A 14,957-nucleotide genomic window follows, 5' to 3' on the forward strand; every position below is an offset into this window, starting at 1 on the left:
CTCGAATGCTGCGCCGGATCGGACTACCGGAGCTAAGGATAGTATATCTGTATAGCGATAACGTCATGGGAAATACGGGGGACAAGACTAATACTGTTAGATACGATACCGATAACTAACGATGATGGAGTACGTCGACGAGACCGCGGCGAAGATCATGGTCGCGGCCCGGCCGGGTGACTCGATCCGGCGAATCGCCCAGAAGATCGACGGCTCCTACTCGTGGGTCTACGACTGGATCGAGCGGTTGGAGGACGCAGGCTTCATCCGGCGTGAGGACGGCATCTACATCGAGAAGTACGCTGTCAGGGATCGCTACTACGATCTCGTCGCGGCCATCTCTCGCGCTGTTCCCCCCTCGATCGACGACGCCTACGTCATTCCGCACTTCGCCGGGATGCCCTTTGCGTACACGAAAATCGACGCCGTCTACGTCTGGACCCACGGCGGCTATCAGATTGCCCGCGGCCACGACGATTATCCGATCTTTATCCAGGTCGCCGACCAGGACGTCGAACGGTGGACGGCGTTCTTCGATGAGTTCGGGATTCCGAGCCGGATCGAAGAGCGGCCGGACGCGACCGACTCCGACGCGGCCGTCTCGTACGTGTTGTTCCCGACGAGTGGGGAAATCACTCGCGAGTGGGTTGACGGCAATCCGGTTATTCCGTTGGATGAGGCAATCGAGCACATGTTGGAGTACCGGGTGAACTACGAGCCGGCGTTGGAGATGATCGCCGACGAGTACGACCGTGATATTGACGCGTCCCACGAGGATCCGCGTCTCAATGCATGAGCCTCGGTGAACGCGAAGATGAATTGCTGGATACGCTGGAGGCAGTCATTGACGCTGACCTGCCGTACGTGCTCGTCGGTGGGTGGGCAATCGCGGCGTTCAATCAACGCTTCACCACGGACGTCGACGTCGTCATCCTGGCACAAGCGGTCGACGACTACACCGATTTTCTCACCGACCACGGCTACGAGAAAACGGCCGATGTCGAGCGAAACGAACTCTACAAGGGCCGGACTATCCGGTTTACGAAAGATATCGGGAATCCGGTTCAGTTCGACGCGATGGTGGACGCGCTGGGCTGTCGCCAGACGGAAGCTGAATGGTCGTATCGTTATCTGGCCCAGCACTCTGTCACTGAGGAACTACGAACCGGCCGCCCGGTAACAGCCAGGATTCCGGAACGGGAGCTGCTGTTTGCCGTGAAACTTCACAGTGGCCGCAAGGCAGACTCCCGGGATCTGGTGGTGCTTGCTGCTGGCGCGGATTTCAACCGGATCGCGACTCATCTGCATCGCGGGGAGTCCGAGAAGCTCGCTGGTCGCATCGAGACTGTCCTCGACCGACTCACGTCGGAGGATTTCGCGGACGCATTCAAAGGTGTCTTCGAACAGCAAACGGTTCCCGAACAGGATATTGATGCCGTCGTCAAGTTCCTTCGTGACCAGCAGCGCCGAATCGATTCTGAATCATAACCTCGAGTGTCGGTGGACTATGTCTTGGGGTCGATCGAAACACGCAGGGTCGGACGCCGAACGAATTAACGAACAGTGTGGACAAAGTACCTCCAGGCGTTGGTTAACAGCCAGGGAAGGCGTGTTCACCCCTCGGCGACTGTCCCGATGATCTTCTGCGCGGTCGAGCTGATCCGGCCGAGACGCTCCTGGATGCCTGCCGCATCGCCGTCCTGCCACGCGGCGAGGTAGAACGCTGACCCGCTCGTATCCAGGTCGAAAATACCGCCCGACGATGTACGCGACGGCTTCGACCTCGCGTTTCGCGTGCTCTGGTTCGTCGCCGACGTCGAAATGCAACAGCACGTGGGCGTACTCGTGAATCAGTGTCACTGCGAGGTCGGCCTGATTCGAGCGGCTTTCGCCTCAACGACAGGGCGGTCGTTGTCTCCACTCCGATGTTTACAGATCTTTTCGCGTCGCTATGCTCCCATTCGGCAGCGTCGACGGTCTCCACAATCACGCCGAGGTCATCAGCAGTATCCCTGAGTGCGGGCACCAACCCTTCGCCGTCCCCAGTGGCCTCGGTTTCGAGTTCGGGAAGCGGCTCGCCCTCAGTCTGGGGGACATCGAACACCGGCGCGGGTTTGAACCCGACCAGGCCCTCGGACCACTCCCCGGGCGACGTCTCGTCGTACTCACCGTTCTGCCTTCGTGGTAGCTCGGCGAGCTCTCGCACTCCGGGCACTGCTTCGTGATGATCGGCGCACAGATCCAAATGGCCGATTCCCCTTCTGTGCGTGGCGGTCGAACTCCTCCTGCCACGTTCGGTAGCCCGCGACGCGCGTCGCCTCGGGACACTGCCGCTTGATGATGAGCGTGTTGCGGTAAGAGGAGTGGTGGTTTGGGAGGGAGCCCGAAAAATGCGGGCTCGTGGGTAATCGTCCGTAGTACTGATTGTACATCTCTAATTGCTCTGTGAGTCTTCTTTGCTGGTGTCTCCACCGGTGAGCCGTCGTTCCCTGCCTGTTCTGTAGTGGTGCAGGTGTGTTTCTCTACGGGTCTCTCGGTCGTTGTTGTAGGGTGTGAGACGTGTCCTACGTCGGGACGGCTGATGGATCAACCGATGTGATTGTACAGTCCAAGCGACTGGCCTCGTTTAGCCGCGCTTATGCTTCGATCGCTTGCGACGTTTCGCCTGGGTCATCTGTAGCCATCTTCTTGTGTGCGTGAGAAAACGGTCTACGCACGATGGAACTGCATATGGCCCGCTGGGTACTCGAACTCTTTGCGACCAGTCACACTGACCGCACTGGGGCTGTAGCGACTCCCCGCCCGATTACAGGCGAGTTTTCGACCCAGCCCGATGTGGATACTCCCGATGGGTCACCAGCCACCGACACCGCACCGTCGGAGGTCGTTGTCTCGCCAGCAGAAGCGCTGGATTACTATGCGCTCAACTTTGGACAGGTCCCAACTCGTGTGTGGAGTCAGCTACGTGATCGAAGCAAGACTGCCGTCCGGAAGAATCGTCGACAGGCCGAAGCAACTCTCGCCGAAGAGCGTGGTCATGGCGTGGCTGGGTTCCAACATACTGTGTATCCGGCCGCGCCGACCACACTCACGGCGCTCACGGCCACGCATATGGCACAGTGGATTGTCCACGTGCTGAACACATTCCCCCCGCGTGAGACACTGAATCCGTTGCGCGCAACGGAGTACACACGGGCGGAGTTTGATGCGCTGTCGGCCGACGCCCAAGACGAGATTATGGACTGTTGGACGCCTCGCCAACGGCAATTCTTCGATGAGCCAGCGACCGATAAGCCGACGCCTGTTGAGCTGTGTGATTACTACTTCACTGAGTTTCACGAGTTTTCGCATACTGAATGGGGAGCGCTTCGAAATCGTAGTCGTGAGGCTGTTCGCAAGAACACGTGGCAGGTTGGCAAGAAGTTCCAGTCGTTGCGTGACCAGTCGTATCTCGACGTGAGTGTTGCGACGTTTCCACTGCCTCAGCGATCACTTACGCTGGCGTGAGTGGTTTCGGGATGTGCAATTCTCGTCTAGACACTGCTGGATATTAGCTCGGTGGCCAGTTGGGCTGCTTTCTGTCCTTTAGATTCAGTTTGCTGGTTCGCCGTAGGACCACCTCCGTTTGCTGAGTATCAGTTGTTACCATCGCCCGCTGCAGACTCAGCACTGATAGTAGCTGCATCGGGGGCACAGGCGGGTGCTATCGCTGTCGGATGTAGCGTACGAAAGAAAAATCCAGTTTGGTAAACCGGTGAGGTCCGGTTAGTTAGCTCTCGTTAGTTGCCGCGGCGGAGCGCGATGAGCGCTGCGCCAGCGAGGGCAACAATCGCGACTGCGCCACCGAAGCCAGGCTGGCTTCCGGAGGTCTCAGTCTCGGTTGGACCGCCCTCGGTCGGCGTGTCCGTCGCGGGCTCCGGCGTCGGCGTGTCCGTTGCCGGCTCCGGCGTCGGAGTCGGCGTGTCCGTTGCCGGCTCCGGCGTCGGCGTGTCCGTTGCCGGCTCCGGCGTCGGCGTGGCCGCTGCCTCGCCAACCGTGCCGTCGATAGTGACAGTCTCAGCGAAGGACTGGCTCGTGGAAGCCGTCACGGTGAACGTCGTGTCCGAGGCCACGTCCGAGAAGTCGAACGTACCGGAGAACGTTCCATCAGCACCAACGGTGACACCGTTGGCGGTCTTCAGGAACGGGTTGCTACCCGACGCGCGTGCGCGGATGTTGATCTCCGTGCCCGGTGCGACGTTCGTCGTACCGGTGATTTCCTGACCGGATGCGGCTTCGACAGTGATGTCGTCGCCACCGTTCAGTTCTGCCGTGCGCTCCTCCACGCTGAAGGAAGCGGTCACGAGTTCGTCCTCGTCACCGGAGACAAGCGCGCTCTGTGCGAGCACACCGAACTCAACGTCGAAGGTCTGACCGAGGAGGTCAGCCGGTTCGACATCGCCAGCACCCAGTTCCGTGCCGCCACGGGTGAGGGCTGGGTCTGCCGGGTCAGAGTCATCGAACAGGTTCGTCGTGTCCACTGCAACGAACACGGTGTTGTTCGCGTCGTCTGCAACAACGTTCAGGCCCCCGTTCTCGTCAAGTTCGCTGAAGTCGACCGTCAGCGGCTCACTGTTCGGGAAGTTCCCTGCCTGCGTTGCAGAGAGCGTGAGCGGGTCACTTGCGTCGCCGTTAGCCAGCTCGAGAAGAGCTGCTTCGGCATCAGAGTTGTTGGCGTCCATCTCATCAACGAGGGCACCGTAGATGCCGGAGACCTCGATCTGGTGGACAAGCTCGTCCTGGAATGCGATGGTGGAGTCCTGCGTGATTGCGCCCGCTTCGAGCGCATCGTAGACTGCTTCTTGATCAGCGTCCGTCGGCAGGTCGGCTGCCGTCCAGAGCTGCATCGAGTCGGTCGAGCGTTCGGTCACCACGAAGGTGCCGACGCCGACGTCATCACCAGCCGAGTCCTGCAGGACGATTTCGTAGTCTGCGGTTGCGAGCGGGCCGTCAGGCATGATGCCCGGACCATCTTTGGTCGCAGATGCTGTAACCGAATCGTCAGTGTCTGCAGGAGTGAATGCTGCACTGCCTTCGTCCGCACGGAACGTGTTGAGGTTGACCGTGACTGTACCGTCGGCGTCACCGCCGTTGCCACCGTCTTCCAGCTCAATTTGTGCTTCGTAATTGACGCTATCACCGCCAAGGATAATCGTCGCCTCGTCGGTGTTCTCGAGGTTCACAGTGATCTGACCGACGTCACCGCGCTCCTCGGACACGATACCCTCTTCGAGGGAAACCTGACCCTCTGCGGGGTCGCTGACCGTGAACGTTGCAGAGTCAGCTGCGGTCGTGTCTTCGACACTGAAGTCGAGGGTAAACTCGCCGTTCTTGGCGTCAGATGGGAACGTTGCCGTAATCGTGTCGCCCTGACCCGAGCTGACACGGACACCGCTCTCATCGGACTCGTAGTCCGTGGCATCGGTGATGACCGATGCGAGTTCAGCGTCAGTGTAGTCGGACGAGTCGACAATGATGTTGTATGAACCACCACGGTTCGAGTCAACATCGAAGTCGACCGAGGAACCGTCGCTCGTGACCGTGTCACTGGACGGGTCAATCGTCAGGCTCTGTTCTGCAATCTCGACACCAGCAACGCCGTCGTCAGAGTTAGTACCTGTCTCGACACCGTTGGAGCCGAAGAGGAGGAAATCCGAACTGTCCGGGTCCGAGAACACGTAGGTACCCTGCTGGAGGGTACTTGAATCGATGATAGCCTCGCCGTTACCGTCAAGGGTAACCTCGCGAACGAGGGTCGTCGTCGTGTCGCCCGTGACGCGTCGCAGCGCGAGCGTCTGGTCAGCGTTGGAGTTATCCTTCACGAACATCGTCTGGCCCTGCCAGCGGATGGAAGCGCTGTCGAAGGTCGTGTCAGCGTCGCCCGAAGAGACGGGCGACGTGGAAGTGCTGATTGTGTAGCTGCCGGTTACTGCATTCGTTGAGCTCTGTGGGTTCTGGACGAAGGATACATCGTAGGTCTCTACATCAGATGGGTTCGTCACATCATTGAACTTCAGCACAATCGTGTCACCAGCGTTCAGTGCGGAGCTTCCACCAGCCGTAAGGGTCAGCGTTTGACCGTTGTTGCTGCTGGAAACGCCGGAAACGTCATTGACAGTGGTACCACCCACAGTGAACGTTTCGATGTCGCTAGTTCCGACGTCAGCGACGGAGCCATCAAAGTTGCCGTCTGCGCTGAAGTCTACTTCAAATCCATTGAGCGAGCCGGCCTCGTTGGGGCCGACATCAAGCGATACCTCGTATGTGCCAGTGGCACCTGCCTCTGTGTTAACGGATACAGAAGCGGAGCCGTTGGCGGCCGCAGCAGCGGACCCGGCAAACGCGATGGAGCCTCCGAAGACGGAGACGACCATCAGCGCCGTCAGGATCAGGCTGCGAACCTTTGTGTTTGTGTCTGTCATTGTTGTTGTATTCCAATCGGCGGAGACTGAATCGGCGAGCCGCGGTTCGTCGCTCGCCACACAGCGTCCACCATGGGTAGGGGTACGAGGAGATGGGTACGTATTAGATAAATACCTTGTGTTGACACGAGTTCACATGGATTGGGCTATGCGGGCCTGTTGTTCGGGAATTCTCCACATGCTCTGATTCGGTCGTCTGTCTCGAACTCGGTGTTTGATCTGGTTGCAATGCGACTCGCCTGGGTTCTTTCGTGGCACACATGTGTCGGCATAGGCCATCCATCGCGCACACGCACGTTGTCCAGTTTGCGCGTGAGGACTGATTCTTGTTGATTAATCCTTCCAAACCGTGATATCGACACTCCGTAGCTTGGAAGCTCGAAGCTGCGACCGGATTGGACAGCAACATGCGTTCTAGCCAGCGGGCTGGTCTCTTGCCGGCACCAGTCGTAGCGGAATCATCTGAGTGTGCAACGATGCATGGCGTTCCCGATGCGGAGAATAGGGGCGCTTACGCTTGGAATCCACATTCTCCCACGCGCGAACGCGCGTAGAGGTGGAGGAAGGTGAGTTACGAAGAGATTTGGCTTAGAACGTCCCTATGCATACTCGACCTGAGATGCTGTCCGCAACCCACTGTATCGTGGTAATGTGGGCCAACGGTGGTGATCGCTGCGAGCGGCTACGGTCATGTTTATCCCCCTGTTGAGTAAATGAATTCAGTCTCGTCACCTCACAGTAGACGAGTCGATTTGCGATGATTGTGCGACGGGCCTGATCTCTCGGCTTCTCGTCACGATTCAGGATGGCTGTGGGGCTGTATGTGGGCCTCACTTGTCCTGCGCTGACCGGTAGGAGATGGTGGTCTGAAAATCGAGGGTGTCCACGGTAGTATGAACATGGCGGTGCATGCGTCTCGGGCGTGCTTTGGCAGTAGTGGGTCACCTACGCTGTCGGTATCGCCAGCCACGCCTCTCGTCGTACTGCCGGCGATGGTGGATGTACGTAGACGACACGGCTTCCCGACCGTACCCCTTGGCATCCGACCGCTTATGCCTCCAGCGTACACATACACACTCGTAGTTCCGCTGGAACCAAGACAAAAATTCCGATGACCGACTACGACGACCTCTTTGCGGAGACTGCTCCTGACGAGAGTGTTTTCGCGGATAAGCAGGCGTTAGACCCGTTGCAACCGCCCGATACAATCCGTGGCCGCGACGAGCACCAGCGCCAGATTGCGGGTATGCTCAACGGGGTGACCGAGGGGTATCTCCCGCCGACGGTCACGATTCATGGCCCACCGGGTACCGGGAAGACGGTGACGACACGCCGAGTGTGTCAGGAGTTTGCGGCTCGCCACGACAGTGTGGCCGTTGAGTACGTGAATCTCAAGGAGTGTCGGTCGATTTTCAGTGCCGCTCGTGAGATTAATCTTGAGTTGACGGGTGAGTCTGTCGGCGCGTACGAAGGCGTGGATGGAGCCTTCACCGGAATCTGGGAGGCGTTGGCTGACTATCCAGCGTGGACCGTTCTGATTCTGGACGAGATCGACCAGATCAAACAGGATGCGAACTACGACCCCTCTGATTTCCTCTATCGGTTGTTGCGTGGTGAAGGGAAGTTGAAACGCGATATTCAGTTGTCGGCCTGGCTTATCAGTAATGAGTTAGTGGAGGTTGATCTGCGGCTGGACAGTCGTGTTGAGAGTGCAATGAGTGATGAAGCGGTGTTCTTCGGGCCGTATGGGCACACTGAGCTCTTGACGATTTTGAGCCCGCGGCTTGAGCGAGCGTTCGTTGAGGGCGCGTGTCCCGAAGATGTCGTCAAGAACGGTGTCAGCAGAGCGGCACACCACTGGGGAGATATCCGCAAGACACTGACCCTGTTTCGCCATGCTGGCGAGTTGGCCAACGAACGGGGGCTTGACGCAGTGACGATCGAATGTCTTACCGAGAGTATGGAGGCCACCGAGAAAGACACTACGAGCGAGAAGTTACTCAGCCTCCCCACACAGCACTTCTTAGTCCTGCTCGCCGCTGCGAGTCTCCGAGATCAGCGAACAGGAGAACTCGTCCAGCCAGTGACGAGTGGCCAGCTTCATGATACCTATACACAAATTGCCTCCACTGATACGCAAGTCGGCGAGCGTGCACGTCGGGAGATTCTGACTGACTTGGAGACGATGGGGCTCATCAACACCTGGATAGACTCTCGGGGTAGTGAGGGGCGAGTCAAACAGATTGAAACAACGTTTGACCCCGAATGGGTTTCAGACGTGCGCGAGCAATTCATTGAGGAAACACCTGGACTAAGCACAGAGCCCTGACTGATGCGATGAGGGCCGTTATGCTGGTGAGTCCGTCTGGTCGCGGGGATCCTCAGCGAGTTCGTAAAGACCAGTGTGGACCTTTTGAACGATTCCAGCCATGACGAGATCGCGCAACCGCTGTGAGACTAACTGTCGGCTTTCCCCGGTCTGTTCCGCAAGGTAACTGGGGGTGCAGCGGCCGTCACGTAACTCCTCGATAATCGACCAGTGGAGATCGTCCAAATCTTCGGCGTCTGCCATCTTTGCTAATGTCATGTGTCTACTGGCGTTATATTTGTCCTCTTTTATATTGGCCTTTTCGACCGCATCTCAATACAGATTTACAACGTAAAAGCTATTAGAAACGAGTGCATAGCTGTGTTTGAGAAGCGTGCGGCCAGAAGTGGCCAGGTGGTGGTGCACCCGACCGCGCTTCTCGGGAATGAGAAGCAATGGTAACTACGAACGTACTGCCTGAAAAGGCTACTGAGCAGAAGAACTGTGAGAATGACTGGTGTGACGGCCCGACTGGTGACACGCTGCCGTGCTTCGCGTGTTTCGATTCGGACCAGACGTACAATGTGGGGGCGAGTAAATGACCGACGAACTGGTACGGGATCGCGAGCGACCCGGCGACAATCAAGCTCAACCATCGACGACGGTTCAGGCGGCACCACGCGAACTCTTGAGAGGAGCGTCAGTGGGGATCTCGCGTACCCGTGTCGTCTGTCTCGGCTGTGGTGCTAATCTGGGTGAGGGACGGGCTGTGACGGTGTACGGCTATCGTGGGGCCGACAGTGAGACGTGGAATCTGCGTCGGTGCTACTGTACAGACTGTGCGCCGACGGCAATCGGTGAGCCGACGCTCGGTGTGTCGGAACTATTGGTGCAGGCATGGCTCGGAAGCATTGCGCTGCCACGGACGCGAACCCATGAGCTGTGTCTCACGGAAGTCGAGGTTGTTGACGCCAGTCCACCGACGGCGGGGAGCGACCCATGACTGACGAAGATGCGCTTCGTGAACGCGTCGATGCGTTGGAAGCCACCGTGGACGCGCTTGCACAGCGGCTTGACACGGCGATGAATCGCGATATTCCGCTGTTGAAAGGGACCGTTCGCGCGATAGTGGATGCTGATATTGATGAGATTGGGGAGTTGCCCGACGCAGGGCGCTCGTTCCACCGGACTGTTGTGACACAGACAGAGCGACTGGCGACGGTCGAAGAGCAAGTGGCGGCGTTCGGCGATGTGGATGCCACGAAGACGACGAAGGCGCAGAAGTTGGCGGCGATTTGTGCCTTTGCACAGAACAAACACAACAGTCAATCCTCGACGGTGGCGGTGACAGCAGCGGAGATTCGTGGCTGTGTCGGTGTCTCTCGACGGTACGCATACGAGCTCATCGATGATGCGGCAGCAGAGCTTGCAGGTGCCCGTGTTCGGAACGCGACGAGCGGGGAGTCGAGTGGGGCATCGAAAAAGAAGGCGCTGCTGGTCGATTGTGAGCAGGTTCACGTGGAGACGGGTGGTGTGAACCAGTTCACCACAGGGGAAATCGGTCGAGAGGGGGAACGAGCGGAGGTGACGACGACAGGGCGGGAGTAATCAGAGTCGAGAAGTTTGGATTACGGGGATTGGGTGTGAACGCAAAGCTTGGTTACTAGCGGGTCTGTTTGGAACGACGCTCGGCGACGCTTCACACCGTCGGCTGTCGTAACCACTCGCACAAATTTCGTGTGGTGAGCTAGCTCACAGATGGGTTGGCTCCCAGTATGTGCTGCAGCGCTGGTTAGCTAATTCGATTCGACCCGAGTAATCATGTGATCAGTCTGCCACAGGTACGGTTCGGCTAAAGGACTGTCACAGTTATCGACGCTTCACATGCAACGGTGGGGTGTCTGTGTCGTCTCGCTGCGAGCGCTTCTATCACGCCAGCTGTACTACCGGCGTGCGTTCTATCGCAGGGCGTATAGTCCGAGAACGCAGTTTGGAGGGTTGTCATCGACTCGGTTGGGCATCTCACACGCTGTCATTTCGCTCTAGGTTTTGCTCCTATCGCGTTCCCGTCAGAGATCTATCGATATCGTAGCACAAAATGTTGCCACTCGTCTTCAACCTGTCTAGAGTTGTAAATACGGTCAGCGGACGCCACAGTTAAGCCGTTGGTTGAATTGAAATTATACAATGAATGGGGGGTGGCGATACCGACTCCTGAGTGTCGTCGGTGTCGCTGCACTAACCGTCGGTGCTGTCGGCGTTGCAAATCTTGAGCCAGTTCAACAGGTGTTCTCGCTCTTGCCAGTTGTTGGACCGCTCCCTTTTGACAGTGCAGTAGGCGTGGAGTTCGCTTGGGAGGCAGCAATTGCAACTGTTGTCGTGCTTGGAGCGGTATTTTCCCTGTACAAGCCGCGGCCACGTCGGATTCTCGATACGTGGTTTTACGCGCTCAAGCGGGTGGTAGTTGCCCTGCTTGCAATGGCGGCAATTGGCTATGCCGACGCGACGTATGCACTGCCCCGCGCGACGCTCATCGTGACTGGCCTGTTGCTCGTCGTTACACTGCCGGTGTGGTTCGTGGTGATTCGCCGCCGCCCCCGTACCGACGGTGAGCGGACGATCATTATCGGCGATGATCCTACGAAAATCGCTGACGTGCTGACAGCGATTGACGGGCCCGTGCTTGGGTACGTTTCGCCCCCATCATCGTACGATGACTCTTGGCCCGTGTCACTGACGTCGCAACTAACTGATGGTGGCGAGCCAATTGGGACGGATGACCTGCCGAATCTCGGTGGACTCTCACGGCTTGATGATGTGCTCGTCGAGTACGACGTTGGAACCGCCGTCCTTGCGTTTGCACGCCCAGACCGCGCGGAGTTCTTTGGAGCGCTTGATACGTGTTACGAGCACGGCGTGGCCGCGAAGGTACACCGAACACACGCAGATGTGGTGTTGACCCGTGGCCCGATGGATGGTGCCTTGGTCGACATTGATCTTGAGCCGTGGGACTGGCTTGATCACGTCACGAAGCGACTCTTTGATGTGGTTTTCGCGGGGACCGCGTTACTCGTGTTGAGTCCGCTCATTGCTGCTATCGCTGTTGCGATTAAACTCGACAGCGCTGGGCCTGTGCTGTATCGCCAGACCCGGACTGCTGCCTTTGGTGATACGTTTACGATTGCGAAGTTTCGGAGTATGTATCCAGAAAGTGAAGACGCTGCGCCAGTGGACGACGACGAGAACGACCGCATTACGCGGGTGGGACGGGTGCTCCGGCGGACACATCTTGATGAGATTCCCCAGTTGTGGCCGATTCTCCGTGGTGAGATGAGTGTTGTTGGGCCGCGAGCAGCATGGACAACCGAAGAAGAACTCTTGGAAGCTGAGACGGACCAGTGGCGGCGTCGGTGGTTTGTCAAGCCAGGGTTGACTGGGTTAGCGCAGGTTAATGATGCAAGTAGCACTAATCCCGAGGCAAAACTCCGCTACGATACTGAGTACATTCGATGTCAATCACTCTGGTTTGATCTGAAGATTGTCATTCGGCAGCTGTGGATGGTTGCAACCGATATTGCTTCTGCGGTTGCTCAGCGTGTGAACAACTAACTGTGTAATTGCACTCACTGGCCAATGTGTGGTAGTAGTGGTTCTACAGTATAGTCACACTACAATAACCCATTTCGGATTCAACAGGCGCTGAGCTACTACCCATCGATCATCTGTAGATATCGCTCCACATACCGATGCAATTCAGGATACGGTTCGGAGACGACACGCAGTCCGTCGTGTTGGTCGTCGCTCACTGTTGGCTCGGATGTAGGCCTGACGACGAAGCCGTTTGCCACGTAGTGCTTGCTGTCGATGCCTGAGAGTTCGGAGGTGTCGTAGAAATGCTCGAAGACACCGAGTGACTCGACAATCTCAACCGTACATCCCAACTCTTCGTCTGCAACGCGGTGGACGGCCTCGGTCAGTCGCTCGTTCTTCAGGACGGTTCCACCGGGGACGAACCACTCGCCTTTCGCCGGTTCGTTCTCGCGTTTGCCCAGCAGGATACCACCATCGTATCTGACCACGAGATCGACCGAGACGAGCGGGATGTTCTCGATGATAGTGCGCCACTCGGCGTCGGGAATCGGCTGGTCGTCGCTGGGGTCACTCACGGTAGTACGCGACCGTCTTGGCGAGTCCCTCCTCGAAGGAGACAGTTGGCTCCCAGCCGAGCGTGCGAACCCGCTGCGTATCGAGCGCATAGCGCTGGTCGTGGCCGGGACGGTCCTCGACGAACTCGATGAGGTCCTCGGAGGCGTCGACCGCGGCACACACCGTCCGGGCAATCTCTAAGTTCGTCTGCTCATCGCCGGAGCCGATGTTGTACACTTCTCCTGTCTCGCCGTTCTGTCGGACGGTCTCGACGGCTCGGCAGTTGTCCGTGACGTACGTCCACTCGCGAACGTTTGAGCCGTCGCCGTAGATTGGGAGTGTGTCGCCGTTCGATGCCCGGCGAATGAGCTTCGGAATGAGTTTCTCCGTGTGTTGGCGCGGTCCGTAGTTGTTCGAGGACCGGGTAATGACGACCGGCACGTCGTGGGTGACGTGGTAGCTTCGGGAGAGCAGGTCAGCGCCCGCTTTCGTCGCGGCGTAGGGGTTCCGTGGCGTGAGTTTGTCTCCCTCCACGAATTCGCCCTCGGCGATTTCACCGTACACTTCGTCCGTCGAGATCTGGACGAAGCGGTCGATACCGTGCTCGACACAGGCATCGAGGAGCGTGGCGACGCCTTCGACATTGCTCTGGACGAACGTCGCTGCACCGTCGATAGAGCGGTCGACGTGGGATTCGGCCGCGAAGTTCACGATTTGATCGGCGTCGACGACGAGGTCGTTTACGAGCTCGCGGTTCGTGATATCGCCCTCAACGAACTCGTGGCGGTCGTGGTCGGGGAAGTTCGAGCGATTGCCGGCGTACGTGAGCGCGTCGACCGTCGTGACGTGTGCATCGGTCGCCTCCAGCACGTGGCGGACGTAGTTGGAGCCGATGAAGCCAGCGCCACCGGTGACGAGGATGTTCATACGTTCGGCTATCGAGCACAACGCAAATGCCTACCGGTCACGGTGTGCGGGTATGCGACTGCTCGTCACCGGGGCAAACGGCCTGCTCGGGAGTACGCTTGTCCGACAGGCAACTACAGCTGGCCACTCCACTATTGCCGCGTACCACTCCACCGTGCCCGGTATCGGGACCGAGCAAGTGCAGTTGGATATTACCAACGAGAAAGCAGTCGAACGAATCGTCGGCCAGTCGGATGTGGACGCAGTCGTGAACTGCGCCGCGATGACCGACGTGGACGGCTGTGAAACAGCACCGGACGAGGCGGAGGCTGTGAACGCGGTCGCTCCCGAGCGGCTGGCCGAACACGCCTCCGAGCAGAACGCGCAGTTCGTTCACGTGTCGACCGATTACGTGTTTGACGGTGAGGCCGACACACCCTACACGACCGACGCTGAGCCCGCGCCCGTGCAGGTGTACGGCCGGACCAAGTTGGCCGGAGAGCGAGCTGTACTGAACACTCATCCCGGGGCATTCGTCCCACGGCTGTCCTTCGTCTACGGTTGCCACGGGACAACGGACGAGCTAACTGGGTTTCCTGCATGGGTACGCGATCGGCTGCAGGCGGGTGAGTCTGTGCCGCTGTTCATCGACCAGTGGGTGACTCCGACCCGTGCAGGGGAGGCAGCGACGACGATTCTCGATGCACTCGGCGCGAAGCTCAGCGGGCGTGCCCACGTAGCTGCACGCTCGTGTGTAACGCCGTTCGAGTTCGGTGAGCGACTCGCACGAGAACTGGGTGCAGACGCGTCGCTGCTGAAACAAGGCTCGGCTGAGGATATCGACCGGACGGCCGAACGTCCCTCCTACACCTGTCTCGATGTGTCCAAAATCGAGACAGCACTCGGTCGACCGCAGCCGACGTTCCGCGAGGATTTGAAGAAGCTGTTCTGATTACTCCAGTCGGTAGCGGTCGCGGTTCGTTTCGTAGTGTTCGCGAACCTCCTCGGAGAGATCAGTGAAGTCGAGAATCTCTCCACAGTCGAGCCCGGGACAGCGAAGCCGACGGTCTCGTTCCAGTACGTTCGCCGCGACGACGGTTCCACAGTTCGGACAGGTGTGTGTTTCGACGCGCATG

13 protein-coding genes and 2 pseudogenes are annotated in these 14,957 nt (G+C 58.5%); 8 read left to right on the plus strand and 7 right to left on the minus strand.

All coding sequences use genetic code 11. The features are described 5' to 3' along the window. Positions 1-124: 124 nt before the first annotated feature. Complete coding sequence (locus tag DMP03_RS00905; RefSeq protein WP_152118860.1) at positions 125-796, plus strand: helix-turn-helix domain-containing protein; 672 nt, start codon at positions 125-127, stop codon at positions 794-796. Next, a complete protein-coding gene (locus DMP03_RS00910; RefSeq protein ID WP_152118861.1) occupies positions 793-1,488 on the plus strand; it encodes a nucleotidyltransferase domain-containing protein in 696 nt (231 codons plus the stop codon). Before DMP03_RS00905 ends, DMP03_RS00910 begins: the two co-directional genes overlap by 4 nt. Positions 1,489-1,613: 125 nt before the next feature. On the opposite strand, the pseudogene DMP03_RS14530 reads toward DMP03_RS00910, so the two are convergent. Further along, positions 1,614-2,369, minus strand: a pseudogene (locus DMP03_RS14530) (DUF955 domain-containing protein); the annotation flags it as partial. Positions 2,370-2,718: 349 nt separating this feature from the next. On the opposite strand from DMP03_RS14530, the gene DMP03_RS00920 reads away from it, so the two are divergent. Further along, complete coding sequence (locus DMP03_RS00920; RefSeq protein WP_152118862.1) at positions 2,719-3,507, plus strand: hypothetical protein; 789 nt, start codon at positions 2,719-2,721, stop codon at positions 3,505-3,507. Between the two features lie 272 nt (positions 3,508-3,779). On the opposite strand, the gene DMP03_RS00925 is transcribed toward DMP03_RS00920, so the two are convergent. Both DMP03_RS00925 and DMP03_RS14865 read right to left on the minus strand, forming a co-directional pair. Beyond that, entirely contained in the window at positions 3,780-6,059 is a 2,280-nt protein-coding gene (locus tag DMP03_RS00925; protein ID WP_207105366.1) for a BGTF surface domain-containing protein, read from the minus strand. Positions 6,060-6,365: 306 nt separating this feature from the next. Continuing rightward, positions 6,366-6,461: pseudogene (locus DMP03_RS14865) on the minus strand (surface glycoprotein); the annotation flags it as partial. A 1,111-nt stretch (positions 6,462-7,572) separates the two neighbouring features. On the opposite strand from DMP03_RS14865, the gene DMP03_RS00930 reads away from it, so the two are divergent. Continuing rightward, the gene (locus DMP03_RS00930; RefSeq protein ID WP_152118864.1) at positions 7,573-8,790 is read left to right on the plus strand and encodes a Cdc6/Cdc18 family protein; all 1,218 of its coding nucleotides are present in this window, start codon (positions 7,573-7,575) and stop codon (positions 8,788-8,790) included. Positions 8,791-8,808: 18 nt separating this feature from the next. Here the strand turns inward: DMP03_RS00930 and DMP03_RS00935 are convergent, their stop codons facing one another. Continuing rightward, positions 8,809-9,033, minus strand: coding sequence for a helix-turn-helix domain-containing protein (locus DMP03_RS00935; protein WP_152118865.1), 225 nt, complete (start codon positions 9,031-9,033; stop codon positions 8,809-8,811). A 439-nt stretch (positions 9,034-9,472) separates the two neighbouring features. Here DMP03_RS00935 and DMP03_RS00940 point away from each other — a divergent pair, with 439 nt between their 5' ends. The 3 genes from DMP03_RS00940 (at position 9,473) to DMP03_RS00950 (ending at position 12,378) form a co-directional block, all read left to right on the plus strand. Next, positions 9,473-9,772 (plus strand): hypothetical protein, encoded by a 300-nt coding sequence (locus DMP03_RS00940; protein ID WP_152118866.1) that lies wholly within the window; start codon positions 9,473-9,475, stop codon positions 9,770-9,772. After that, positions 9,769-10,377, plus strand: coding sequence for a hypothetical protein (locus DMP03_RS00945; RefSeq protein WP_152118867.1), 609 nt, complete (start codon positions 9,769-9,771; stop codon positions 10,375-10,377). Before DMP03_RS00940 ends, DMP03_RS00945 begins: the two co-directional genes overlap by 4 nt. Before the next feature lie 579 nt (positions 10,378-10,956). Then, positions 10,957-12,378 (plus strand): sugar transferase, encoded by a 1,422-nt coding sequence (locus tag DMP03_RS00950; protein ID WP_152118868.1) that lies wholly within the window; start codon positions 10,957-10,959, stop codon positions 12,376-12,378. Positions 12,379-12,476: 98 nt separating this feature from the next. On the opposite strand, the gene DMP03_RS00955 is transcribed toward DMP03_RS00950, so the two are convergent. Together DMP03_RS00955 and rfbB are read right to left on the minus strand one after the other, a co-directional pair. After that, positions 12,477-12,935 (minus strand): GDP-mannose mannosyl hydrolase, encoded by a 459-nt coding sequence (locus tag DMP03_RS00955; RefSeq protein ID WP_235908420.1) that lies wholly within the window; start codon positions 12,933-12,935, stop codon positions 12,477-12,479. Beyond that, positions 12,928-13,842 (minus strand): dTDP-glucose 4,6-dehydratase, encoded by a 915-nt coding sequence (gene rfbB / locus DMP03_RS00960; protein ID WP_152118870.1) that lies wholly within the window; start codon positions 13,840-13,842, stop codon positions 12,928-12,930. The genes DMP03_RS00955 and rfbB overlap by 8 nt, the downstream gene beginning before the upstream one ends. A gap of 52 nt (positions 13,843-13,894) precedes the next feature. Between rfbB and rfbD the strand changes: the two genes are divergently transcribed. Further along, positions 13,895-14,773 carry a dTDP-4-dehydrorhamnose reductase gene (rfbD, locus tag DMP03_RS00965; RefSeq protein WP_152118871.1) on the plus strand — a complete coding sequence of 293 codons (879 nt, stop codon included), beginning with the start codon at positions 13,895-13,897 and terminating at the stop codon, positions 14,771-14,773. Here rfbD and DMP03_RS00970 read toward each other — a convergent pair whose 3' ends face one another. After that, complete coding sequence (locus DMP03_RS00970; protein WP_152118872.1) at positions 14,774-14,956, minus strand: hypothetical protein; 183 nt, start codon at positions 14,954-14,956, stop codon at positions 14,774-14,776. Position 14,957: the final 1 nt, after the last annotated feature.

Origin of the sequence: Halosegnis rubeus (assembly GCF_009184545.1) — an archaeon.
Lineage (GTDB): Archaea > Halobacteriota > Halobacteria > Halobacteriales > Haloarculaceae > Halosegnis > Halosegnis rubeus.